Raw genomic sequence first — 22,318 nt, 5'->3', positions numbered from 1 at the left:
CATAACGGGCATCCATCACCCTAATACAACTGGAAAGACCTGTATCGAGATCCTTATGCCGACCCAAATCCAACAGCCGCACGACATTCATAGGCACTTTCCCAACATCACCTGTAGTTGCGGCAGCATGTGGCCCTCGACACCGATCTGATCGGTCAGATCAGACAAGCTGTGATCGTTGTCATAAGGATCGCGTATCTTAAGCGCACCAGCCTCGGCGCGCGCTTTCAAAGGCACGGCAGCAGCAAGGGACAAAAAGTGGTGGCGGCCCATCACACGCTCTCCATACGCTGATTGACGGTGACGTCAGGGAATAACGACTAGAGCCGGGCAATCAAGACCAGACCGGCCCAAACCGCTCGCATGCCCGTCAATGGGGCAACCCTGGGGTCAGGACGGCCTCATTTCACCTATAGCGTCTGACGAATACCTGAAACATCACGCATCACGGTGAAATCTTTGATTTCGGGCAGCACTAAAAGACCCGGGTTTTTCGCATGGCGCATTAAGACCACCGAATGACCCAGCTGTGAAAGCGTGCTGCATCACGTCAAACAGCGGAGTGTCTGCCCGCAGCGGCACGGCTTGGTGACCGTCCGTACAAGCGGCGCGGCCGCAACCAGGACACTGAAAACAAACAACAAATTACAACAGGATGTCGAATGAAAAAAGGCGGGCGCCTCAAAATGAAAGCGCCCGCCTCGTTTAAGCGCGTTAGCCGATCAGCGCATTATCGTCCCGTTTCACGGCAACAATACTTGATCGCGGCAAGCTGTCGGGGCCATCCGGGAACGGCGCGCCGGGATGCTGGATCCCGACAAACATGGTGCGCCGGTCCGTCGACCAGGTCAGGCCGGTCACTTCGCTACCATTGGGTCCAGTCAAAAACCGCCGGATCTCTCCGGTTGCCGGATCGCCCGCCAGCATCTGGTTGTTACCCATGCCCGCAAACTCACCCTCGTTGCTGTCATCGCCATCCGTCTGGATCCAGATCAAACCGGTCGTGTCGATTTGCATACCATCGGGCGAGTTAAACAGGTTTCCAGCATTGATGTTGGAGGTCCCGGCATACATCCCATCCTTGTGGACCTCCGGATTTCCGGCCATCACGTACAGGTCCCAGTCGAACGTGTCCGCCGCATGGTCGTCCCCGTGGGGACGCCACCGCACAATCTGCCCGTATTCATTGGTCTCCCGCGGGTTGACGGCATTCACATCCATGACGTCGCCGCCGGCATTGGTCTTGATCGACCCGTCCTCCTCCTTGGCACCCCGACGGCTGTTATTGGTCAGGCAGCAATAGGCCTCAACCGCCGTGGGATTGACGGCAATCCATTCAGGCCGGTCCATCGTGGTGGCACCAACCGCCGATCCCGCCATCCGCGTGAAGATCGAGATCATGGCCGCATCCATACCCGTCGTCTCGGGCGTCAAGGCCAACCACTCCCCCGTCATGTCGTCGTTGAATTTAGCCACATATAGCAGCCCTTCAGACATCAAGGTCGAAGTGTCGCCACCTGGCGTATACACATCGCGCGACAACCATTTATACATGAATTCGCCGCGCTCATCGTCGCCCATGTAAATGGCAACGCGGCCGTCGGGCGCCAGGGCATAGGCCGCATTTTCATGCTTGAACCGGCCCAATGCCGTGTGCTTGACCGGGGTCTTTTCTGGGTCAGCCGGATCAATTTCGACGATGTAACCAGCGCAGTGGGGCTCGTTCGGGTTCTGGGTCACATCGAACCGCGCATCGAACAGGTGATAGTTGTAGCGATCATTGTCCCCCTTGATGCCATAGCGCGCGTAACCTGCCGCCGTGGCCTCCTGGGTCGGCATCTCGCCGGTCGCGCCGAAATAACCGTTAAAGTTCTCTTCGCAGGTCAGATAGGTGCCCCACGGGGTCCGGCCTGACCCGCAATTGTTGAACGTCCCCATGGAGGTCATGCCGGTCGCATCGCCTGCCGTCTTCAGCAGATCATGACCAGCAGCAGGGCCATCAATCTGCATCGGCGTGTTATGGGTGATCCGGCGGTTCAAGGGGCTGTCCACAACAACGGCCCAGCCCTCGGCACCCTCCTCCAACTCCATGACAGACACGCCCTGGAAATTTTGCAGGATTGCAACGTCATCCGCGCTTTGCGGGCTGCCATCTTCGGTATGTGGCAAGTTCGTTTTGGTATTGGCATATTCGCTGTTCACCACAAGGATCTCCTTGCCGCCGACATTGAACAATTCCATCCCGTCCGTATTCTCGCCAAAGACACGGTCCGACCCGGCAACCGGGATCCCGGCCTTGGCGTCAAAGGCCGGTGCATCCGAAAACAGCGGATCCCCCCAACGCACCAATGTGTTCCAGCTATAGCCCTGCGGGACATGAACCGTGCCATCGGTCTGCGGCGCAAGTTGCTCAAACGCAAAACGATTGGATTGCTCGGCCATGGCCGTGCTGCCTTTCAGCAGCGCCGTTCCCATGACGGCAGCGCCCGATCCAAAGGCCAGCGCCCCACCCAGAAAACCGCGGCGCGAAATCGCACGTTCTACAACGGCGTCAAAACCCTGAACCTTGGGTCTGGGAAAATTCAACTCGTCCCAGTCGTCAGCAGACAGATCTCTCGGATCGATATCCTTCATCATTCGCTCCCTTTCAGTGGCTGATGGCGGTCATATCCCGCTCAGAGTTGATTTAATAACGGAACGTCTCAGTGATGTGACGATGCACGCGGTGCTGCCTCGGACGATGTCATAAATTGTCGCAGCCCAGCGGCGTCAGTGACCGTCTGACTGCGTTCAAAACGCGTCAAACACCGGATCACCAAGGCGCCACACCAAGGGACGGTGGGCGGGGCGATGTGCGCAGCACGAGCGTCGTCCCCGTCACCCGCCCATATCCCGTATGCATATCATATGTATGGGATATGCATGCTTTGTGTATCGCGATTTTGGGCAATCGGGCCGCTTAGGGAATGAAGATCAGCCAGACCCAGATCGTCAAAAGCGACGCCGCCGTTCCCAACAACACGGTCGAGGCGGCAACCCGCTTCGCCACTCCATACATATTGGCGAAAACATAAACATTGATGCCCGGTGCCATGGCGGCATTCAGCACCGCGGACCGGAATTCGGCCTGATCCAATCCCGCGATCGATCCAAAAATCCAGACCAAAGCCGGACGGATGATCAAGGATACGCCGATGACAAATCCAATGGTCAGCAAATCCCCCTCGGGGCGGTACTGGTACAGCACACCGCCCAACCCGAACAGTGCCGCAGGCAACGCCGCACGCACCATCAGGTCCAGCGCATCGGTCACGACACCCGGCATCGGAAGGCCCGACAGGTTGACCGCAAATCCCAAACCTATGCCCAGGATCAACGCGTTGCGGAACATCGCCTTGAACACCGATCGGGCCAGCGCCACCGGCGAGCGCGTCTCGGCTCGCACGATCTCCATCAGCGTGATGCCCAGCCCATAGCAAAACGGCGAATGGATCGCGATGATCGCATAATTCGCCTCCAAAGCATTCGCGCCATAGGCCCGTTCGGTGATCGGTAGGCCCAGCAGCAGCGAATTGGCAAACAAACAAACAAAGCCGATGGCAATGCTGTCAGTCCAAGGCCGGTTGAACAGCAATCGCGCGCCAAAGATCCCGATGACAAAGGCACAAGTCGCGGCGGCGTAATAAGCCAGTAGCAGATCCAGTTCAAAATTCTGGCCCAGATCAAGGGTGGAGATTGCGCGAAACAAGAGGCAAGGAATGGCAAAATGCTGTGTGAAAGACATCAGCGCATCCGCACCGCTTTCCGGGAAAAGTTTTTTCCAAACAGCAACATAGCCAAAGCCGATCACCAGAAAAACCGGCAGGATCACATCCAACAGCGCCGCCACGGCGCCGCTAGACCTGATAGGTGATGGTCAGACCATCATGGGCAGGTATAATATGGTCCGGTGTCTCGTTCCGCACTGTCTCATAATCCAGATCGACATGCATGTTTGTCAGGATCGCGCGCGTCGGCGCGGCCCGCGCGATCCATTCCAGCGTCCGCTCAAGATGGGCGTGGGACGGATGCGGTGTGCGGCGCAAGGCATCGACAATCCAGCAATCCAGCCCCTGCAGCAACGTCCAGGCAGGGTCGTAAATCTCTGCAACATCAGGCAGATAAGCCAGATCACCAATCCGAAAACCCAAACTGTCGATGGACCCATGGCCCACGGTGAACGGGGTCAGCGTCACCGCCCCCCCTGCCCCGTCGATCACGACATCGCCTTTGATCGTATGCAGATCCAGGATCGGCGGATAAGGCGACCCCGATGGCTGGACAAACGCGTATCCGAACCGATTGAGCAGGCTATCCTGGGTGTCGCCATCGGCCCAGACCGGCAGCTTGTCCCGCCGGTTAAAGACGATCATCCGTAAATCGTCCAACCCATGCACGTGGTCGGCATGGGCATGGGTGAACACCACCGCATCCAAAAGCCCAATCCCGGCATCCAGCAATTGCTGGCGCAGATCGGGCGAGGCATCGATGAGCACGCGGGTCACCCCGGCACCGGCTTCGCGTTCGATCAAAAGCGAACATCGTTTGCGTTCGTTTTTGGGGTTGGTCGGATCGCAATCCCCCCATAGCCCCCCAAGGCGCGGCACACCGCCGGACGAGCCGCACCCCAGAATGCGAAACCGCAATTCGGCCATCAGGCGGCCTGAGCCCAGGCCGCGGCCTTTGAAAACAGCCGGTCGAAATTTGCGGTGGTTTGCGCGGCAAAGGTCGGAAAATCCATGCCGAACACCTCTGCCCCCCTGGCAGCCGTGTGAGCGGTGTAGCCCGGCTCGTTGCGTTTGCCGCGATGGGGCGGCGGTGCCAGGTAGGGCGCATCGGTTTCCACCAGAATGCGATCAACCGGTGTCGCCGCAAAGATATCGCGCAATTCCTGGCTTTTGGGGAAGGCTGCAATACCCGACATCGACAGGTAAAACCCCAAATCCACAGCCGCCCGCGCCAGATCCGCCCCGCTGGAAAAGCAATGCATCACACAAGTGTAAGCACCAGCACGATGCTCCTCGCCCAGGATCCGGGCCATATCTTCGTCCGCGGCGCGGGCATGGATGATCAGGGGCAACCCGGTGCGGCGCGCGGCCTCGATATGAATGCGCAGGCTTTCGATCTGCACATCACGACTGTCGGCGGTATAGTGGTAATCCAGCCCGGTTTCACCGATGCCCACGAATTTCGGATGCGCCGCCAAAGCGACCAGTTGATCCACCGTCACCAGCGGCTCCTCTGCCGCGCTCATCGGATGGGTGCCCGCAGCGAAAAAAACGGAGTCGTGTGCGTCAGCGATGGCGCGAACGGCGGGTTCAGCCCGCAATTTGGTGCAGATCGTGACCATCCGCGTCACTCCGACCCCCTGTGCTCGCGCGATGATATCGGGCAATTCCCCATTGAAATCAGGGAAATCCAGGTGGCAATGGCTATCAACCAGTTGCGGCGGAAGGGTCATTGGGAAACATGCCTCTCGCGGGAGGCCAAGTCGGTGGCGGTCCCATTGATCTTGAGGATCATATCAAGGATCAGCGCAGAAGGGTCAAGGTTGACTGCCCGACCATGGCGCGCCTCTGCCCCAAGCACCTGGTGCAGCTCCGCCCAAGCCCGTGCGGCGCCTGCAGCCGGGCAGAGGCGTGCGAACAACGCCGCCTCGCCCTCTGCCGCCTCAATGGCGGGGGGGCCGACAACGCCACTTCGGGCGAGCCGGGCCAGAAACAGATGGATCAAATTAAGGGTCATGTCCAACCGCCCCTCGGCCCCGCGGGCCGCGGCCCAGTCAGCCAGGGCAATGCTGTCTGGCCGGTTCAGTTTGGGCACGGTCTGGATCAACGTGACCAGCCGCCGATAAAGGTCAACGCCGTCTTGCATCACCAAAGACACTGCCGCGCCCACAGATCCACCCGCCAAGGCCGCCACCGCAGCAGAAGGGCTGTCAGCCTCCGGATCCTGGGCGGCGAGGGCAAAGGCCAGATCATCCGAACCCAAGGGCACGCAATGTAAGGTCCGGCATCGGCTGCGGATCGTGGGCAGCAACGCGGAAGGTTGATCACTGATCAACAAAAGCGTGGTGTTTTCCGGGGGTTCTTCCAGCAATTTCAATACGGCATTGGCGGCAGCAATGTTCATCTGGTTGGCCGTGTCAATGATCACGACGCGGCGCCCACCTTCGGCGGCAGAAAGCGCGAAAAAGCCCTTCAGCTTGCGGGCCTCATCGACGGTGATGTCTTGCTTCAGTCGCTTGGCCTTGTCATCCCAAGGGCGGCGCAGCAGAAACAGGCGCGGCTCGCTCAGGGCAATGACCCGGCGCGCCACGGGATGCTCGGCGGGGATGTCCAGCGTGGCGATCGGCTTCGGGTCACCCAACAGGCCGTCCGCCTGCGCAACTGGTGTGGCCAGCAGGAACCGCGCGATCCGCCATGACAGCGTCGCCTTGCCCACGCCCGCTGGGCCCGAGATCAACCAGGCGTGGTGAACCCGACCCGCATTAAACGCCTGCAAAAAAGTTTCTTCCGCGGCGGACTGCCCCAACAGGGCGGGCGTGTGACGGGGATGGAGCGCGCCGTTCAGTCGGTCGGCTTCGGGTATTTCTGGATCAGACATGGGCGCGGGCCCGGTCGACGCATACCAAAACCTCTTGGGCCACGGCATCGACGGATCGGTTCCCATCAATCACGCGGCACCGGTCCGGTGCCGATTTGGCCAAGGCCAAAAAACCTTCCCGCAAGGTGTGCTGGAAGGAGGCACCGAACTCTTCAAACCGGTCCTCCCCGCTTTTACGCGCCAGCCCGCGCGATAGGGCAGCATCGGGATCCATATCGATGATGAGCGTCAGATCCGGCTCCACACCGATCATCTGCGCATGCAAGTCATCGACCAACGCCCGCAAATCCCCACGGGTCGCCCCCTGATACACCCGGGTGCTGTCGGCAAAACGGTCCGACACCACGATCTGCCCTTTGGCCAGCGCAGGCTTGATCAAGCGTTCCAGATGGTCCCGGCGCGCGGCGGTGAAAAGCAGGATCTCAGTCTCTGCCGACCAACGCCCGGGATCTCCTTCGACCAGCAGGCGGCGGATGTCTTCGGCGCCGGGAGAGCCACCCGGTTCGCGGGTCAGATGCGCAATGGCGCCAGTGGCCCGCAAATGTTCGACCAGCCGCCGCGCCTGGGTCGATTTACCGGACCCGTCAATACCTTCAAACGTGATGAACATGGGGGCGGTTTAGAGGCCCCCGAACTCTCCCGCAACCTTGCCGATCAGAACACCGGCCGCGGTGCGCAGTCGGGGCACGAAACCACCACGCGCAATCTCTCGCTCGGCCACCAAGGGCACCTCAACGGGCTGCATGTCCTGCGGTGAGATCGTGAGAGTGCCGACAACCTGGCCTTCCTGGATAGGCGCGCGCAACGGCGTGTCATAGCTCAACTCGGCATTCAGTTTGTCCTGGTTCAGCGCCGGCAGCAGCAGTTCCAGATCATCGGGAATGATGATCCCCACCCGCTCCTCCGTCCCCATCCAGACAGGAACATCGGCCAGGCGTGTGCCCTTGTCGGCGACGGTTTTCTGAACAAACTGGCGGAAGGCCCAATTGACGATCCGCTCCGATTCTTCGCGCCGGCTCTGCTCACTCTCAAGACCCGTCACGACAAAAATGATCCGGCGGTTGCCTTGAACCGCAGACCCGACAAGGCCATAGCCCGCTTCCTGCGTGTGGCCCGTTTTCAATCCATCCGCACCGATGCCCAAGGACAATAGCGGGTTGCGATTGCGATGATTGGTCGGCACGCGCCCGTCATAGGGAAATTCGGACAGCCCGAAATATCCGTAATATTCTGGAAATTCTTCGACCAGCCGCCGCGCCAGATCCCCCAGATCCCGCATCGACATGCGTTGGTTCGGGTTGGGCCAGCCGGTCGAATTGGCAAAGGTCGATTGCGACAAGCCCAGATCGCGGGCGCGCTCGTTGGTCAACCGGGCAAAGGCATCTTCGGTGCCCGCCAGCCCTTCGGCCACCACCACACAGGCATCATTTCCGGACTGTACGACGATTCCCTTGATCAGATCCTCAACACTAGGGCGATCATTCTCTGTCAGAAACATCGATGAGCCGCCCATCGCGCGCGCGCGCGACGAGACGTTGAACTGTGTTTCAAGGGTCACACGGCCATCGCGCAACGCCTCGAACAGCATGTTCAGCGTCATCAGCTTGGACATGGAGGCTGGGGGAAGCGGTGTATCGGCATTTTTGGCCAGCAAAACCGTGCCCGTGGTCTGGTCGAGCACATAAGCAGCAGTGGCGCGTGTCTCAAACGCGGCATGTGCAGGCAGCACAGCCACAAAGAAAATAGCGATGGTGGCGACGAGTCGGTTCAGCATGGGCACCCTTCCGGTTATCGGAAGTTAGTCTGCCACAAACCGCGCGCGCTTATAACCAAGATTGCGTAATTTGCGGCGGAGGCTTGCCCGTTCAGCACGGTTCTCAGCGGGCCCAACAAGAACACGCCATGTCGTTTTGCCGTCCTCGCCCTTGAGGGCCAGAATGGGGACAAGGCCTTGCTTGCGTAATTCGCTTGCAGCTTTGGTTGCCTCTTCCTCGACCTCGAAGATACCGATCTGAAGATAGGGCTTGCTCAATTGTGATACGGGTTTGGATGCAGATGCCAGTTCTGGCTGCACATCTTCCAGCGGCTGGATCTCTGTCGAGGCGGCCCCCGCAGCCGCCGTCGTGGCCGGAGTGATCACCGCGTCGCCAGCTTCCTTAGCCTTGTTCTCCGCCTTCTCGATCCCGGCAGCGGCGGCCGCGAGCGGTTCCAAAGGTTTGGAATCTATGGCTGCAGGCTCGGCAATGGCCCGTGCATCGGGAGCAATTGTCGCCTCGGCGTCGGCTTTCGCCTCGGGTTCGGGCTGCACTTCTTCGCGCCGCAGAGCTGTAACCGTCAGCTTGGTGGGTGAGCCAGCAAGAATAGTCAGCGCATTGGCGGCTTCCGCTGAAACCTGAAAGCGGGGCCCAGGATTTTGCCGTTCACGCTTGAAAAGTGAACCGACAACGGTTTGGCCATTGTCCTCGTTGCGGATCAGCACGCGTTCCGGCGCGGTGACGTCGGGATGGGCCACCCAAACACCGCCAAAGGTGGGCGTACCGGCCCATAACCCGTCTTCGCTTTGCTGAAAAACCTCGGGGGCCTCGGTTTCCTGCCCTGAAATGCTGGTTGCGCTTGGTCGATCTGCTGCCGCGGTCGCCTGGCCATCCGCCGGTTTCTTGTCACCCAGCGCGAACTTGCCATCTTCACACCCGATGACGCCCAACAAAATAGTCGTCATACCAACTGCACGGAGAATGGAAGCCTTGCCCATCATACGCCCCTTTTTATCCGACCACGGTTTGCCGTGGTTTCCAGCCATTTCCGACTGCTTTGCTCGATCGGTTCGAAGGTCGATTAGCCTCCGTTGAGGTAGGTATACGACGAGATGATGCATCTGGAAAGCCCAGAGATACAAAATAGCAACGATTCTACTGGATATGGGGTTGTGCAAGACCGCACTTTAAGAATCGATGCGCTCGGTCTAGATACCGGCGTCACCGGAGGAGTGGCAGAGTGGTCGAATGCACCGGTCTTGAAAACCGGCGTGCGTGAAAGCGTACCGTGGGTTCGAATCCCACCTCCTCCGCCATCTTACATTTCTGCGTTCGAATATCCCTAACATATTGAATGGTAACGTGGTTTTGGGTGTTCGAGGTCCTGTTTTGCGGTGGTATGCAATTTGATCCGCAAAGGCCAGTCTAAGCACTGCACAGCGCAAGGCCGGATTGCCATTAGAGAACAATTGGTTGCGCTGGCGCGAGCTGGTCGCAGTGTTGAGAGTCTGGCGCGGGAATATGAGCGCTGTGCTGCGACGATCCATGATTGGGTCAAACAGGCCGGTGTCGATGATGATGAACGTGATGACCGCCTGACCAGTGCGGACATGGAAGAACTGCGTCAGCTTCGCAAAGACGTCAGGTAGCTTCGCCAGGAGTGGGACATCTTATCAAAGGCCGCGGCCTGGTTTGCACAAAACGACGTGACATCGCGGAGGTCTTCGAGTTCATAACCGCGAACCAGGCCGAGTATTCTGTCCAGATGATGTCGCATACCTTGGGTGTGTCCCGCAGCGGTTTCCATGCCTATCTCAACCGCCCGCCCAGTGATCGCCAGGTTGCAGATGACGCGCTGACCGACCAGATCGCCGCGATACATGAGGGATCAAAGCAAACCTATGGCGCGCCGCGCATTCACGCTGAACTGGCTGATGAAGGCGTCCATGTTGGTCGCAAGCGTATTGAGCGATTGATGAAAGCAAACGGCTTGAGGGGCGTGAGCCGTCGCAAGTTTGTAGTTACGACAGAACGCGACCCGCGTGCCCGGCCCGCAAGTGATCTGGTCGACCACAACTTCTACGCTGATGCGCCGAACGTCTTGTGGGTCTCTGACATCACTTATGCGCCAACCTGGGCAGGCTTTCTGTATTTGACTGTCGTCCTGGATGCCTTCAGTCGCCGCATCATTGGCTGGGCCATCGAAAACGATCGGAAGGCACAGCTTGTCATCGAAACGCTTTTTGGCACATTGGGTGAGGCCCGCAAGACACTTGAAGAATGGCAGGAGGATTACAACTGGCGCAGACCACATTCAGCATTGGGCAACCTCACCCCGATGGAATTTTTGCAGAGAAGGGCGATGGACAAAATGGCCGCCTAAGGTCACAGATTTGACCCCAAGGACTCCGTGCAAAACTGAAGGGAACTTGGGGCGCAGGTAAAACTCCAACTCCACATCCTCGACCGTATCCAAGACTACAAAATCAGCAGGCTCGATGAATTGCTGCCGTGGAATTGGACGCCGCAGAAGACAGACGCAGATCAAGCTACTGTCTGAAAACGCAAGGCGGTCTCAATCAGGCGCTTTCCGTTGAACTTTAATTTCTTCATCAGAATCTCGTCTGTCATATTCGAGAAAATTCTACTTCCGCACACACCTAATTTTCCGGGGGATTACTCCATCACTGAGGGTGGGCCAACTCTCGGTGAAAACACCGGGTCAATTCTCAGTCACAATCAACAGACGACCTTCTCTGCGGAGTTCAGGGTTGAGTTGAACTGGAATTGGCGGCGCGGATCGCGATCACTTCGTCCGGTGCCACCAAAACGCCGCCGTGGAGCACCAGCCTTTCGTCTCCGGTCGTTAGCCGGGCTTCGGTGATGCGCGCGTAATGGGCAACCGGCGCAGTGGTGGTTGCATCACCGCTTGTCACCGCTTCGACAGTAAATGTGTATGGGCCATTCGGGAACGTTTCTCCGTTTTCATCCTCACCGGTCCACAATACCTCCCTTGCATCAAGGGTAATGGCGCGTCGATCGACCTCACGTCCGGTGCTGTCTTTCACTACCAGTTCGGCTTTGGTCGCGGCTTCGGGGATGTCGGGATAAAGCGTCAGTGGGCTACCGCTGAAGGTTGCATCAGCGGTGACCCGCGCCTCGCGTCCCACCCAATTGGCAAGTTGCGAGGTTCCGCTGGCAGTGAAACGATTTGTCAATTCGGTCAGAAGATCATTCGTTTTTGTTTGCTGTTCGACACTGGAGAACGTGGCTAATTGAACCGCGAAATCCTGTGAATCAAGCGGGTTCAACGGATCCTGATTGGTGAGTTGTGCCGTCAGCATCTTAAGGAATGTATCAAAATCCGAGTTGATGCTGGTTGTGCTAGATTGCGCTTGCAGTGTGGTCTGTGCATTGCCTTGGACTGTCGGGGTCGCGGTAACATCCATATTTCAAATCCTTAAATCCAGACCACCATACGGGGGGCCAGTCAGGTTGGTGGGTCGGGGCTGTGCCAAGGTATCGTCCAATGAAACAGCGGACATCGCGCGGTCACAAGGGGCGTGATTATCGTTGTTTTGGTCATTGTCCTGATGCTTCTGTCCGAAATCGATCGAAACCTGTTCGTAGCCTAGCTCTTGCATCTGTCGCTCCAACTGGCTGGCATGGCGCCGCAACAGATCCAGCGTCTCGCCACGCTCAGCTGCTACCGAGATCACGACAACTCCGTCCGACATGGCAAGTCCCAAGCGGACCCGGCCCAACTCTTCCGGGCTGAGGGTCAATTCAACGGTTGATGACGTGTTTGTCCGCAATGTCTCCTGGATCTGGATCACCGCATTGCGGGCTGTATCGGGGGAGGTGAGTGATACAGCGGATCCGCCCGTTTGCGCGATGGTTGATGGCCCGCGCTCTCTTCCGTCTGCTCGGAACAGAACGTCAAGCTCTGTTGAATGTCCGTCTCCTCTGTGCGTGTTCATCAACGGTTCTTGTGGCGTAGTTACGGCCGGCATAGCGACAAAGGCAGGATAGGGACGCGCAACATCCCCAGTTGCGGTAGCGACCTGTTGTATGGTCGTTACTTTAATATCGGCCGATTTCGTCAACTCTGGCTCAACCAAGGATGCGCGTGTCTTTGGGGGGATCGGGTCGACCGATATTATTGGCTCATTCATCGGCAGTGCTGCGAGAACAGTCTGGCGGGGAACCGTTTGGTGAGGTTGCGCTTGCTTTTCAGGCTCATTCCCGCTTTTGGGATGCTCAAGCGCAGCTTCACCGGCTCTCAATATTGGATGCTGCGCGACCACACCACCGGCGCCTTTGTTTTGCGTCATCGGAGGGCGAGGATTTTCCGGTTTATCATCGGGTTTCGGCGTGGCTTGTGCCGGTATCGGTTGGTCGTTTGGGGCACTAGACGGTTCGGTTGGTGGCAGCATCACATCGCGTTCCGACGGCACTGCCAGCTGTCGAGCGCCATCGGGTGGTGTGGATGTATCGACGACGTTGCCTGCGACACCACCAACCTCAAATATGGAAAACTCTTGTGGCTCAGACTGGTCCCTCGCTACGGTGTTTGCGCGTTCACCACCGATAGAATCATCTAGGACTGTTAAAACACTTTCCTCGGGATCGGCGACAACGACATCGCCCGGATCCGGTTGCGGCTCTTCGCCATCAACAAGCACGTCTTGAATATCCTGTTCATCCTGAACAGTTGGGTGCTGTTGCTCGCTCTCCGGGTCTTTGGTCGAGCGGTCGCGCATATTTTCAAGCAGCAACGCAAATTTGGCATCCCCGTCAACCGGGTCTGAACTGACTGGAATGGTTGAGCCAGCCGGGGACACGAAAAACGGAGCAATGGGAAGCGGTTGCATCATGAAGACTTTCTGCCTTTGTTCTCCGTCAACTTGCCTTCAATTCATTACCGATCCTTTACCCATTCCGCTCCATATCTGGAAAAGTTTTCTGATTCTCGAACGGAGCCAACATGGATCTTCCACCGATATCGTCCACAACGATGCCTTCCTCAAAAATGCATAAACTTCAAGAGCTTGCCGTTGATATGGAGGCTGTTTTCCTCACTGAGATGCTGAAACATACAGGCCTTGGAACGGCGCGCGACGGCTTTGGCGGCGGCATCGGCGAAGAGCAATTTTCCGGATTTCTTTTGCAAGAGCAGGCCCGCGCCTTGGCGGAAAGGGGCGGTCTGGGTCTGGCTGAAAGCATATTCGATGCAATCAAAGCATATGAAGGGGAGTAAGATGAACAGCCTGGCAATCGAAACACTGTTGGATCAAGAAGAAGATGCCCTGCGGCATTCCGATTTCTCCCGGCTTGAGCAGGTCTTGCATGCGAAGGAAACGCTGCTGGATGCGCTGCAAGATGATTCCGAAAGCCTGTCGCGCGAAGATGCGCAGCGCTTGAAGGACGCCGCAGAGCGGAACAATCGCCTCCATCAGGCGACCATCCGTGGCCTACGCTCGGTCATTGATCGGCTTGCCGCCACCCGCCGGGCGACCAGCCACCTTGATACTTACACCGCGCAAGGGCAGCGGCGCGACTTGGCCACGCCCCGCGGTCGGCTTGAGAAGAAGGCCTGACTTGAACCGATTTTGTTTAAAATCCAACGGGTTAGATGCGGGGTGCTTAGGCTAATCTTAGGACCTTGGCGGGCATCTAGGCGTCGCACCTCAGATGAGGGTGGCATGGGAAAGGACATCTTGGCCCATACAGGCAAAACGCCTTGTCTGTCGCGAAAGCGGCTCTGGAAACCCGGCGTAAAGCGCCAAAGCTAAGGGACCTAATATACATGTCCAGCATTCTTACGAATACCAGCTCGATGGTTGCACTGCAGACTTTGCGGAGCATCAACGGCAATTTGGAAGACGTCCAAAGCCAGATTTCCACCGGTAAGTCGGTTGGCTCTGCCAAAGACAACGCCGCGATCTGGTCCATCTCCAAGGTCATGGAATCCGACGTCAAAGGGTTCAAGGCGATCTCCGAAAGCCTGTCCTTGGGTCAGTCCACCGTGGCCGTTGCCCGTGACGCATCCGAGACCGTGACTGATCTGCTGACTGAAATGAAAGGCCGGATCGTCGCCGCTCAGGAAGAAAACGTCGATCGCGACGCTATTCAGGCCGACATTGATGCGCTCGAAGCTCAGATCAACTCTGTGGTTGGTGCTGCTCAATTCAATGGTCTCAATTTGATCGATGGTTCGTCGACAGATGCCATGAACGTTTTGTCGTCTCTTGATCGGGACTCCAACGGCAACGTGACCAGCCGTCAGATCGAAGTCGATCGTCAGAATCTGTCGGTCACAACACCGGTTTCGGCGCAAACCTTTGGTGGTACGGACCTCGCGAATGCCGCAGCGGCCAGCGCATTGATCCAGGGTACCGCGGCTAACACTGTAGCTGATGACACCCCATTTGATCCTAGTGCGCCAACTGAGTCTATTGCCAACAATGCGAACATGACCGTCACCATCGGTGAGGTTGCAGCTGGCAATAGCTATGAAATCATTTTGGATGATGTGACTGTCAACGTGGCCGGCGGCGGTTCTACCGAGGGCCAGAGGACATTCCAGTATGTGGCGTCTGCCACAGATGGTACCGAGGATGTCGCTCGCAATCTGACAAATCAGATCAACGCATTCTTTGGCGCCGCGACGGACTCGGGCAGCGGTTACACTGTCGAACAGGGTACGGGAGCAAACACTAATCAGTTCACGATCACCAATGGTACGGCGACGTCAACCAACACCACTATCAACGTTGGTATTCGTGCTCAAACAGGCGGTACAGCTGGGAGCAGCAGTGCATCAGGCGGACTTGGTGCTGTTCAGACCATTGACGTCACCACTGATGCTGGCGCCACTGGTGCATTGGCAGCGATTGACGGTTTGATTAACCAGGCCATCGATGCATCGGCTGCTTTTGGTTCAGTTCAAGGTCGGGTCGAGACCCAGTCCGATTTCATCAGCAAACTGACCGATAGCTTGAAGTCTGGCATCGGATCCCTGGTTGATGCGGACATGGAAGAAACCTCGGCTAAGCTGCAGGCCCTGCAGGTACAGCAGCAGCTGGGCATCCAGGCGCTGTCCATCGCGAACCAGGCACCGCAGTCGGTTCTGTCACTGTTCCGGTAAGATATTGAGTGAAGCGCGCCACTCATTGGCGCGCTTCACTTCTCTAGTATTGTACTGTTTGACTCCAGGAAGGATGTCTTGTGAACGCTCTTCTCAAAGCTAAAAAGGCCTATGGTGAAAGCGCGACACCGCTTCGTACAGATCGCGGAACCGAATATGCGGCATTTTCACGTGTTACCCATCGTCTCAAATCTGCGATGGGCAAGGATGCCAGTTTCCCGTCATTGGTTGATGCACTGCATGAAAATCGCCGCCTCTGGCTTGTCCTCGCGGCAGATGTTGCAGACCCGGCCAATGGTTTGCCGGGCGACCTAAGGGCCCGCCTGTTTTATCTTGCCGAATTCACCACGCAACATACCGCTGTTGTCTTGCGTCGCGAGGCCAGTGCCGAAATCCTTGTGGACATCAACATGACGGTTATGCGCGGCCTCAGCCTTGAAAGACCTTCGCCATGAGTGGCCTTGTTTTGAAATTGAGCCCCAAGGAACGCGTTCTGATCAATGGGGCTGTCATCGAGAATGGGGATCGCCGTAGTCGGATCAGCATTGTCACACCCAATGCCCATATCCTTCGTTTGCGTGACGCGATCCATCCCGAGGGGGCCAACACACCGGTAAGGCGGGTTTGCTACATTGCTCAGCTTGTCTTGTCGGGTGACAGCGACCCGGATGAGGCGCATCATCAATTGCTTCGCGGCATCGAACAACTCAGCCAAATCCTGGTTGATGACGACAGTCGCACGCATCTGACCAAAGCGACCGAAGCTGTGCTGAACCGCCAACACTATCTGGCACTCAAAAGCCTTCGGAGCCTTTTACCGCGGGAGGAGCGCCTTCTGGCGAGCCGTCCGGTATGACCTTTCAACCCATCGTCCCGTTCGGCGGTTTCAATGGTTGGCAGTTCCTGAACCGCACGCTGGATGCCCAGAAAACAGCCTTCAATGCGTCGCCACAGATCAATCGCGAAGTTGCATATTTCAAGGAGAATATCGGCGAGATTTCGACAGCAGAAGAGCTGGTGGCCGACCGGACGTTGCTGTCGGTTGCGCTGGGTGCATTTGGGCTGGATGAAGACCTGGATAACCGCTTCTTCATACGGAAAATCCTGGAAGACGGGACGTCCGATCCCGAGGCCCTCGGTAACAAGCTGGCTGACCGGCGCTACCGGGAATTTGCGGGAGCCTTCGGTTTCGGTGATGGCGGCGTTCCGGCGACTTTGACACCGGGCTTTGCGGATCAAACGACACAGGACTATCTCGCGCGACAGTTCGAGATCGCTGTGGGGGCTCAAGATGACGACTTGCGCCTTGCCTTCGCAGTGGATCGAGATCTGGCGGATCTGGCGCAGGAAGCAACGTCCGACAACGCAAAGTGGTTCTCGATCATGGGCAACCCCCCGTTGCGCAGTGCGTTCGAGACGGCCCTTGGGCTGCCTTCCAGCTTCGTGACATTGGATTTGGATGCACAGCTCAAAGAGTTCCGCCAACGTCTGGATCGGGCCACCGGAGATGGCGAAATCAGCCAATTTTCCGACCCCGAAAAGCTGGACGACTTCGTTCGCTTGTTCCTGTTGCGTGCTGACCTTGCCTCAGGCCCGTCTGCCAGCACACCCGGCGCGTCGGCGCTCACCCTTCTGACCCCTCAAGGTTCTGCGGCAAATATCCTTCAGATCGTTGCATCGCGTTGAGCGATCCGCCTCTGAGCAAGCCTAATGCCATTCGGCCACCGGAATTTTGGCCAATCTAAGTATCTAAAGGCCAATCCCCTCCGCCCGTTTGTTGCGCGCACCGGTAGTGTTTGCTGCGCTATCACCCACCACATAACGACCCTTCAACAAATCTCAGTACCTGGATCGCTCGTCGACCGGGAACCGAGCGGGTGGTTTTGCACAAGAGGTCAGAACCGGGATCAGCGGGGTATCAAGATCCATCCAGGACAATCGGATCTCCAGGGCGCGCCATACGACACAGATCGCAGATACGGACCGCCTCCGTGATGCCAATCTCGGCCAATTCCCGAAATGTGGGCAAGGTGTAGGGATCTGCCGCATCCAGATCGACATCATATCCCATGTCAGCGAATGCCGCGACAGACATCCGGCTGATCGGGCGCTCGCTGCCCGAGATGAACCCGGTTAGCAGCTCATCGCCAAAAACCAGTTCCCGCCAATGCCCCTCGCGCGTTCCAGCCCCACCCGTATTGGCGACAGGAACACCGCCGGAGCGCGACGACTGACTGAGTGCTGCATATTCCTGACGCGCCGCGTCGCCAACAAAAATCGGATTGTTGGTCCCGCTATTGTTAACCAGACCTTGGCGTTGCCACAGCGTGCCGAACCCCAGGACATGGGCCATTTCATGCAGGACCACATCCTCGAACGAGCCCGTCTGTTCAAGGCGTTCCACATCGGCCACGTCGAATTGCATCACACCTTGAGCAGGCAGAACACCACCTGGCCGCAGGATCGTCGGCCCCGCTTGACCCAGCACACCTGTCGCACCGTCGATCGGTACAATGGAGGCCTCGATCAGAATGCCGTCCAGAACCTCTCCGTTCACGGTCAAAGCCGGATAAGACGTGTCGATCAGACGATCCCACCGCCCCGCCGCACTGTCGAAAACCCTTTGGCGACCTTCGGATATTTGGGATATGTAACGGACGGTGATCATCGCGGCCCTTTCAAAACGTGAATGCAGGATAGCGTCGCTTGTGTGGTATCACACGGCCTGGCACCTGAGGCGGCCCCGGTGAAAAAGACCCTGATGCCAAGCGACAATCAGCAGACCACGGCGATAAACGTCGCAAGATCAAGCCGTTTCCCGATCAACTCGGTTGTGTCTGCTGCATGCTGTCACGCTGGGCAAAGGTTTGCTCCCATGCCGCAAGCGCACGGTGATGCTGGCGCCAGTCCCGGTCCGCATGGCGAAAATCAAGATAGGAGAGCGCACATCCCATGGCAATGTGACCGATATCAAGCGGCCCGGCCAAATGGCTCATCCACCGCGCATTCACGGCATCAAGGGCGCGCGCAACCTTATCCCACTGCGCATCGACCCAGGGGGCAAATTGCATATCGTCGGGCCGACACCGCGTCTCATAAACCATCAACACGGCGGCATCCATGATCCCGTCCGCTGTGGCTTCCAGGGTCATGGCCTCCCATTTGCGCGCGGCGGGATAAAGCTGCGCTCCGGCTCGGTCACTCAAGAATTCACAAATCACCCGACTGTCATAGAGCGCGGGGCCATCGGGGCGCTGCAAGGCCGGTATCTTGCCCAGCGGGTTATGCGCCAGGGGCATATCAGACGAGGCCATCGGATGACCAATGGCCGGCACGATCTCCACATCCTGTAGCTGTGCCGTTTCATGCAAGACAACCATCACCTTGCGCACAAAAGGGGAGGCCGCAGCGTGGAAAAGTTGCATATGATATCTCCAAAAGGGTAGTGGCTGCACCATGGCTGTCTCGCCCCAGCGTGGCAAGCAGGCTGTTACTCCGCCTCTCCCGCGCCGCGCATCAAGGTGGAAAGCAAGGCAATCTCCGACCCGATCCCATAGGTTTCCAGATGGTCTGCCGCCGCCAGCCGAACCGCCGCAGGCTTGTTTTGGTTGAGCTTCCAGGTCCCGTTGATCTTTTGCACGTCGAAACGGAACGGCAAGATTGCCCGCATCATCCGGTCCATCACGCCGTCCGACATCTTGTCAGACGTCCAGGGGGTTTTCGGGAACAGCCTGTTCTCAAAATACGCGGAGAGACGATCCAACAAGCCATTCAAGTGGTCCGCCGGAAGAGGATGCAGCACGCCGCACAGGTGGACCGCGACGTAGTTCCAGGTCGGCACCTGGTCCTCCGCGCCGTACCAGTCGGGTGAGACATAGCTGTCCGGGCCGGTGACGCTGATAACACCCGTCACTGGTTGGCGTGCAAGCTGCGTGATCGGGTTGGACCGGACAAGGTGAAGCTCCGCCGCCGTACCTGCTTCATTCAAGAGAAATGGAATATGGGACAGCAGGGGGCCATCCGCACCGCTTATGGTCAACGTCCCGAAACCCCGCTCGCGGGTGAAATCAATATTCAGGTCATCACTGACATGTCGAAAGGCACGATTGGGGTGCATGATTACCCCAGTAAAACCTGATCTGTCGCACCGATGATCGGCGCTTCGATGATCTGACCAGTGGGTTGATCGGTGTCAAACCGAACTTCTGTGAATTGCTCGGTGCGACCCATCCGAGGGTTCTCCAGCAGGATCCGATGAGGCTTACCGATCTGGGCTGCCAGATGATGGTGAACCGCCTGTGCCGCGGCTTGCCGCAACCGTTCGGCCCGCGCGCGGATGACCGCACCGTTCACCTGCGGCATCCGCGCTGCGGGCGTTCCAGGCCGCGGCGAATAAGGGAACACATGCAGCCAGGTCAGATCGCAGGCCTCGATCAGCTTTAGAGAGTTTTCAAACATCGCCTCGGTCTCGGTCGGGAAACCGGCAATGATATCCGCGCCAAATGTCAGGTCCGGCCGCAAGGCGCGTGCCTGCTGGCAAAATGCAATGGCATCCTTGCTCAGGTGGCGCCGCTTCATCCGCTTCAGGATCATGTCATCACCAGCCTGCAAAGACAGGTGTAAATGAGGCATCAGCCGCGGTTCAGTGGCGATGCAATCCATCAATACGGGATCCACCTCAATCGAGTCGATCGAACTGATCCGCAAGCGCGGCAGATCAGGCACCAAGCGCAGAATACGTTGCACGAGGTTGCCCAGGGGGGGCGCGCCAGGCAAATCAGCCCCCCAGCTTGTCAAATCGACACCGGTCAGAACCACCTCGTTATAGCCGCGCCCGACCAGATTGCGGATTTGATCAACGACTGTCCCCGCGGGGACAGATCGCGAATTTCCGCGACCATAGGGGATAATACAGAACGTACAGCGATGGTCGCAGCCGTTTTGCACCTGAACATAAGCGCGCGAGCGGGTCGCAAAGCCGTCGATCATGTGGCCCGCGGTTTCCTTGACCGACATTATGTCGTTCACCTGTACCTGTTCGGTCTCACCAATCAGATCCGGGGTGAGCCGGGTCCAGGTATCCGGCGCCATCTTCTCGGAATTGCCGATGACGTGGCTCACCTCCGGCATCGCGGCAAAACTGTCAGGGTCGGTCTGGGCCGCGCAGCCCGTGACAATCAGGGCCGCGTCAGGATGGGCACGTCGTAATTTGCGAATGTCCTGACGTGCTTTGCGCACGGCTTCCGACGTCACGGCGCAGGTATTGATGACAATCGCATTCTCCACACCCGCTGCCGTTGACATTGCCTGCATCGCCTCCGTTTCATAGGCGTTCAGGCGGCATCCAAACGTGCGAAAAATGGGAGCTTTAGGGTTCATCCGAAACGCTCGCCAAAAAATTAGGCGTCAGAACACCGGTATAGACATGACTGGTTGGCCCGGTCATCCAGACCCCGTCATCCCCCCAGTGCACGTCAAGCTGCCCACCATCCAGATGAACCCGAACCTTGCGACCGGTCAAACCCCGTCTGGCGGCCGCAACCGCCGTTGCGCAAGAGGATGAACCAGAAGCCAGGGTGATCCCCGCACCTCGTTCCCATACACGCATCCGCAATTGATCCGGTGCCACAAGCTGTGCGATCTGCACATTCGCACGCTCGGGAAACAGCGGATTGTGCTCCAACTCGGGACCAAAGACCGCCAAATCCACCGCATCCACATCATCCACAAAAAAGGTACAATGCGGGTTGCCCATCCCGGTCGCGACGGGTGCACCCTCCAGCGGCAAAGCCAGCGTATCCATCGCCTGCGCGAGCGGAATATCCTGCCAATCTGTCAGCGGGTGGCCCATATTCACCCGGGTTTGCCCATTTTCCGCGCGTTCACAGGCCAGAGCGCCCCGCTCGGTCCGAAGTGTCAGCTCAGCCAAGTTCCGGTCGCGCATCAAGTGATCCGCGATACAACGCGTGGCATTCCCACAGGCGCCCGAACGGGATCCGTCTGCATTGTAGAACGTCAAATCGGCGGCAACGATCTGATCATCGGAGGGTTGGATGACGGCCAACTGGTCAAACCCGACCCCGCGGTGGCGATCCGCAATGGCCGCAACCAATGACGGCCTCAACGCTGCATCACCGGAACGCAGGTCGATAACCACAAAATCATTGCCCAGCCCATGCATTTTCAGGAAGGGCAAGCCGGAGGAGGAGGCCATGTCTCGCATTTTTTGCATATACGGCGCAAATCTCACCTTTGCCAGACCGAATGCCGCTGTCCCCGCGGGGACACAGCGTCGAACCGGTAAACCACGCTCCCAGGTGATGACATAAAGCCCGCGTTTTTGACTTGACCACCCAAAGACGTTTGCCTACATGACCGGTCTGTCGGCTGGATAGGTTCACGATCACAGGTTGCTCGACCTAGTCTGCTCGACGTGAAGAAGAGCGCGGAGTTTGATATCTCCGCAAAAATGTGGGCCGTTAGCTCAGTTGGTAGAGCAACTGACTTTTAATCAGTGGGTCGCAGGTTCGAACCCTGCACGGCTCACCACTGTTCATAATGTGATGTCATTAGACCATAAGAGTGCAGATTTGAAGCATAAGCTTGCAGATCTGCCCTAAAGGTCAGCTTCCGACGTCTTCTTGAGACTGACATTGAACTATCCCTTTGCTTTGGAGTAGTCGGGACAATCCCGGCGAATTCTTAGGTTGATATGCGCTGACGTGAGACACTCGGAGGTGTCAGATTGGTCAAAATAGGTCAGATACTG

Annotated in this window: 24 protein-coding genes and 2 tRNA genes; 10 read left to right on the top strand and 16 right to left on the bottom strand. The window is 57.9% G+C overall.

Translation table 11 applies throughout. The features are described from left to right. Nucleotides 1–87: 87 nt before the first annotated feature. The 9 genes from IU397_RS20265 to IU397_RS20225 form a co-directional block, all read right to left on the bottom strand. On the bottom strand, nucleotides 88–273 hold the full coding sequence (locus IU397_RS20265; protein ID WP_204417210.1) for a hypothetical protein: 186 nt from the start codon (nucleotides 271–273) through the stop codon (nucleotides 88–90). Between the two features lie 441 nt (nucleotides 274–714). Further along, nucleotides 715–2,634 carry a PhoX family phosphatase gene (locus tag IU397_RS20260; RefSeq protein WP_204417208.1) on the bottom strand — a complete coding sequence of 640 codons (1,920 nt, stop codon included), beginning with the start codon at nucleotides 2,632–2,634 and terminating at the stop codon, nucleotides 715–717. Between the two features lie 325 nt (nucleotides 2,635–2,959). Further along, the gene (locus tag IU397_RS20255; RefSeq protein WP_204417206.1) at nucleotides 2,960–3,889 is read right to left on the bottom strand and encodes an AEC family transporter; all 930 of its coding nucleotides are present in this window, start codon (nucleotides 3,887–3,889) and stop codon (nucleotides 2,960–2,962) included. Nucleotides 3,890–3,896: 7 nt separating this feature from the next. Then, on the bottom strand, nucleotides 3,897–4,694 hold the full coding sequence (locus tag IU397_RS20250; protein WP_204417204.1) for an MBL fold metallo-hydrolase: 798 nt from the start codon (nucleotides 4,692–4,694) through the stop codon (nucleotides 3,897–3,899). Beyond that, entirely contained in the window at nucleotides 4,694–5,500 is an 807-nt protein-coding gene (locus tag IU397_RS20245) for a TatD family hydrolase (RefSeq protein WP_204417202.1), read from the bottom strand. The genes IU397_RS20250 and IU397_RS20245 overlap by 1 nt, the downstream gene beginning before the upstream one ends. Continuing rightward, nucleotides 5,497–6,645 (bottom strand): DNA polymerase III subunit delta', encoded by a 1,149-nt coding sequence (locus IU397_RS20240; RefSeq protein WP_204417200.1) that lies wholly within the window; start codon nucleotides 6,643–6,645, stop codon nucleotides 5,497–5,499. The genes IU397_RS20245 and IU397_RS20240 overlap by 4 nt, the downstream gene beginning before the upstream one ends. Next, complete coding sequence (tmk, locus tag IU397_RS20235; protein ID WP_204417198.1) at nucleotides 6,638–7,255, bottom strand: dTMP kinase; 618 nt, start codon at nucleotides 7,253–7,255, stop codon at nucleotides 6,638–6,640. Before tmk ends, IU397_RS20240 begins: the two co-directional genes overlap by 8 nt. A gap of 9 nt (nucleotides 7,256–7,264) precedes the next feature. Next, nucleotides 7,265–8,419: a D-alanyl-D-alanine carboxypeptidase family protein gene (locus IU397_RS20230; protein WP_204417196.1), complete on the bottom strand. Its 1,155-nt coding sequence runs from the start codon at nucleotides 8,417–8,419 to the stop codon at nucleotides 7,265–7,267. A 24-nt stretch (nucleotides 8,420–8,443) separates the two neighbouring features. Then, entirely contained in the window at nucleotides 8,444–9,577 is a 1,134-nt protein-coding gene (locus tag IU397_RS20225) for an SPOR domain-containing protein (protein WP_239479946.1), read from the bottom strand. 48 nt (nucleotides 9,578–9,625) lie between these two features. Here IU397_RS20225 and IU397_RS20220 point away from each other — a divergent pair. The 3 genes from IU397_RS20220 (at nucleotide 9,626) to IU397_RS20210 (ending at nucleotide 10,782) form a co-directional block, all read left to right on the top strand. Continuing rightward, nucleotides 9,626–9,715 (top strand) — tRNA-Ser (locus IU397_RS20220). A 90-nt stretch (nucleotides 9,716–9,805) separates the two neighbouring features. Then, complete coding sequence (locus IU397_RS20215) at nucleotides 9,806–10,048, top strand: transposase (protein WP_204417194.1); 243 nt, start codon at nucleotides 9,806–9,808, stop codon at nucleotides 10,046–10,048. A gap of 11 nt (nucleotides 10,049–10,059) precedes the next feature. Beyond that, entirely contained in the window at nucleotides 10,060–10,782 is a 723-nt protein-coding gene (locus IU397_RS20210; RefSeq protein WP_204417192.1) for an IS3 family transposase, read from the top strand. A 382-nt stretch (nucleotides 10,783–11,164) separates the two neighbouring features. Here the strand turns inward: IU397_RS20210 and IU397_RS20205 are convergent, their stop codons facing one another. Then, on the bottom strand, nucleotides 11,165–11,848 hold the full coding sequence (locus IU397_RS20205; protein WP_204417190.1) for a flagellar hook capping FlgD N-terminal domain-containing protein: 684 nt from the start codon (nucleotides 11,846–11,848) through the stop codon (nucleotides 11,165–11,167). A 3-nt stretch (nucleotides 11,849–11,851) separates the two neighbouring features. Beyond that, nucleotides 11,852–13,276 carry a flagellar hook-length control protein FliK gene (locus tag IU397_RS20200; protein WP_204417188.1) on the bottom strand — a complete coding sequence of 475 codons (1,425 nt, stop codon included), beginning with the start codon at nucleotides 13,274–13,276 and terminating at the stop codon, nucleotides 11,852–11,854. Nucleotides 13,277–13,431: 155 nt separating this feature from the next. On the opposite strand from IU397_RS20200, the gene IU397_RS20195 reads away from it, so the two are divergent. The 6 genes from IU397_RS20195 to IU397_RS20170 all read left to right on the top strand — a co-directional run bounded on the left by IU397_RS20195 (nucleotide 13,432) and on the right by IU397_RS20170 (nucleotide 17,235). Next, entirely contained in the window at nucleotides 13,432–13,659 is a 228-nt protein-coding gene (locus tag IU397_RS20195) for a rod-binding protein (RefSeq protein ID WP_370541743.1), read from the top strand. Between the two features lies 1 nt (nucleotide 13,660). Beyond that, a complete protein-coding gene (locus tag IU397_RS20190; RefSeq protein ID WP_204417184.1) occupies nucleotides 13,661–13,999 on the top strand; it encodes a hypothetical protein in 339 nt (112 codons plus the stop codon). 209 nt (nucleotides 14,000–14,208) lie between these two features. After that, on the top strand, nucleotides 14,209–15,549 hold the full coding sequence (locus tag IU397_RS23745) for a flagellin (RefSeq protein WP_204417182.1): 1,341 nt from the start codon (nucleotides 14,209–14,211) through the stop codon (nucleotides 15,547–15,549). An 80-nt stretch (nucleotides 15,550–15,629) separates the two neighbouring features. Then, complete coding sequence (gene flaF, locus IU397_RS20180; RefSeq protein WP_204417180.1) at nucleotides 15,630–16,004, top strand: flagellar biosynthesis regulator FlaF; 375 nt, start codon at nucleotides 15,630–15,632, stop codon at nucleotides 16,002–16,004. Continuing rightward, nucleotides 16,001–16,405, top strand: a complete 405-nt coding sequence (gene flbT / locus IU397_RS20175) for a flagellar biosynthesis repressor FlbT (protein WP_204417178.1) — start codon at nucleotides 16,001–16,003, stop codon at nucleotides 16,403–16,405. The genes flaF and flbT overlap by 4 nt, the downstream gene beginning before the upstream one ends. Further along, nucleotides 16,402–17,235 carry a DUF1217 domain-containing protein gene (locus tag IU397_RS20170; RefSeq protein WP_204417176.1) on the top strand — a complete coding sequence of 278 codons (834 nt, stop codon included), beginning with the start codon at nucleotides 16,402–16,404 and terminating at the stop codon, nucleotides 17,233–17,235. Before flbT ends, IU397_RS20170 begins: the two co-directional genes overlap by 4 nt. A gap of 232 nt (nucleotides 17,236–17,467) precedes the next feature. On the opposite strand, the gene IU397_RS20165 is transcribed toward IU397_RS20170, so the two are convergent. The 5 genes from IU397_RS20165 to dapF all read right to left on the bottom strand — a co-directional run bounded on the left by IU397_RS20165 (nucleotide 17,468) and on the right by dapF (nucleotide 21,781). Then, the gene (locus IU397_RS20165; protein WP_204417174.1) at nucleotides 17,468–18,217 is read right to left on the bottom strand and encodes a leishmanolysin-related zinc metalloendopeptidase; all 750 of its coding nucleotides are present in this window, start codon (nucleotides 18,215–18,217) and stop codon (nucleotides 17,468–17,470) included. 154 nt (nucleotides 18,218–18,371) lie between these two features. Next, nucleotides 18,372–18,974, bottom strand: a complete 603-nt coding sequence (locus IU397_RS20160; protein WP_204417172.1) for a glutathione S-transferase — start codon at nucleotides 18,972–18,974, stop codon at nucleotides 18,372–18,374. 65 nt (nucleotides 18,975–19,039) lie between these two features. Further along, entirely contained in the window at nucleotides 19,040–19,666 is a 627-nt protein-coding gene (locus IU397_RS20155; RefSeq protein ID WP_204417170.1) for an FMN-binding negative transcriptional regulator, read from the bottom strand. Nucleotides 19,667–19,668: 2 nt separating this feature from the next. Further along, on the bottom strand, nucleotides 19,669–20,928 hold the full coding sequence (mtaB, locus tag IU397_RS20150) for a tRNA (N(6)-L-threonylcarbamoyladenosine(37)-C(2))-methylthiotransferase MtaB (RefSeq protein WP_204417168.1): 1,260 nt from the start codon (nucleotides 20,926–20,928) through the stop codon (nucleotides 19,669–19,671). Then, complete coding sequence (gene dapF / locus IU397_RS20145; protein WP_370541742.1) at nucleotides 20,918–21,781, bottom strand: diaminopimelate epimerase; 864 nt, start codon at nucleotides 21,779–21,781, stop codon at nucleotides 20,918–20,920. Before dapF ends, mtaB begins: the two co-directional genes overlap by 11 nt. 241 nt (nucleotides 21,782–22,022) lie before the next feature. Between dapF and IU397_RS20140 the strand changes: the two genes are divergently transcribed. Further along, nucleotides 22,023–22,098: transfer RNA gene (locus IU397_RS20140), tRNA-Lys, on the top strand. The last annotated feature ends 220 nt before the right edge of the window (nucleotides 22,099–22,318 follow it).

The organism is Actibacterium sp. 188UL27-1, assembly GCF_016901225.1.
Taxonomy (GTDB): Bacteria; Pseudomonadota; Alphaproteobacteria; order Rhodobacterales; family Rhodobacteraceae; genus 188UL27-1.
Note: the sequence above shows the minus strand (reverse complement) of the source record. Positions and strands in the feature narration are given on the sequence as shown.

What these genes read in the sequence shown, in the direction of transcription:
- IU397_RS20265 (WP_204417210.1), bottom strand. Translation starts at nt 273, where the DNA reads ATGGGCCGCCACCACTTTTTGTCCCTTGCTGCTGCCGTGCCTTTGAAA.
- IU397_RS20260 (WP_204417208.1), bottom strand. Translation starts at nt 2,634, where the DNA reads ATGAAGGATATCGATCCGAGAGATCTGTCTGCTGACGACTGGGACGAG.
- IU397_RS20250 (WP_204417204.1), bottom strand. Translation starts at nt 4,694, where the DNA reads ATGGCCGAATTGCGGTTTCGCATTCTGGGGTGCGGCTCGTCCGGCGGT.
- IU397_RS20245 (WP_204417202.1), bottom strand. Translation starts at nt 5,500, where the DNA reads ATGACCCTTCCGCCGCAACTGGTTGATAGCCATTGCCACCTGGATTTC.
- IU397_RS20240 (WP_204417200.1), bottom strand. Translation starts at nt 6,645, where the DNA reads ATGTCTGATCCAGAAATACCCGAAGCCGACCGACTGAACGGCGCGCTC.
- tmk (WP_204417198.1), bottom strand. Translation starts at nt 7,255, where the DNA reads ATGTTCATCACGTTTGAAGGTATTGACGGGTCCGGTAAATCGACCCAG.
- IU397_RS20230 (WP_204417196.1), bottom strand. Translation starts at nt 8,419, where the DNA reads ATGCTGAACCGACTCGTCGCCACCATCGCTATTTTCTTTGTGGCTGTG.
- IU397_RS20205 (WP_204417190.1), bottom strand. Translation starts at nt 11,848, where the DNA reads ATGGATGTTACCGCGACCCCGACAGTCCAAGGCAATGCACAGACCACA.
- IU397_RS20200 (WP_204417188.1), bottom strand. Translation starts at nt 13,276, where the DNA reads ATGATGCAACCGCTTCCCATTGCTCCGTTTTTCGTGTCCCCGGCTGGC.
- IU397_RS20195 (WP_370541743.1), top strand. Translation starts at nt 13,432, where the DNA reads ATGCATAAACTTCAAGAGCTTGCCGTTGATATGGAGGCTGTTTTCCTC.
- IU397_RS20190 (WP_204417184.1), top strand. Translation starts at nt 13,661, where the DNA reads ATGAACAGCCTGGCAATCGAAACACTGTTGGATCAAGAAGAAGATGCC.
- IU397_RS23745 (WP_204417182.1), top strand. Translation starts at nt 14,209, where the DNA reads ATGTCCAGCATTCTTACGAATACCAGCTCGATGGTTGCACTGCAGACT.
- flbT (WP_204417178.1), top strand. Translation starts at nt 16,001, where the DNA reads ATGAGTGGCCTTGTTTTGAAATTGAGCCCCAAGGAACGCGTTCTGATC.
- IU397_RS20170 (WP_204417176.1), top strand. Translation starts at nt 16,402, where the DNA reads ATGACCTTTCAACCCATCGTCCCGTTCGGCGGTTTCAATGGTTGGCAG.
- IU397_RS20165 (WP_204417174.1), bottom strand. Translation starts at nt 18,217, where the DNA reads ATGATCACCGTCCGTTACATATCCCAAATATCCGAAGGTCGCCAAAGG.
- IU397_RS20160 (WP_204417172.1), bottom strand. Translation starts at nt 18,974, where the DNA reads ATGCAACTTTTCCACGCTGCGGCCTCCCCTTTTGTGCGCAAGGTGATG.
- IU397_RS20155 (WP_204417170.1), bottom strand. Translation starts at nt 19,666, where the DNA reads ATGCACCCCAATCGTGCCTTTCGACATGTCAGTGATGACCTGAATATT.
- mtaB (WP_204417168.1), bottom strand. Translation starts at nt 20,928, where the DNA reads ATGAACCCTAAAGCTCCCATTTTTCGCACGTTTGGATGCCGCCTGAAC.
- dapF (WP_370541742.1), bottom strand. Translation starts at nt 21,781, where the DNA reads ATGCAAAAAATGCGAGACATGGCCTCCTCCTCCGGCTTGCCCTTCCTG.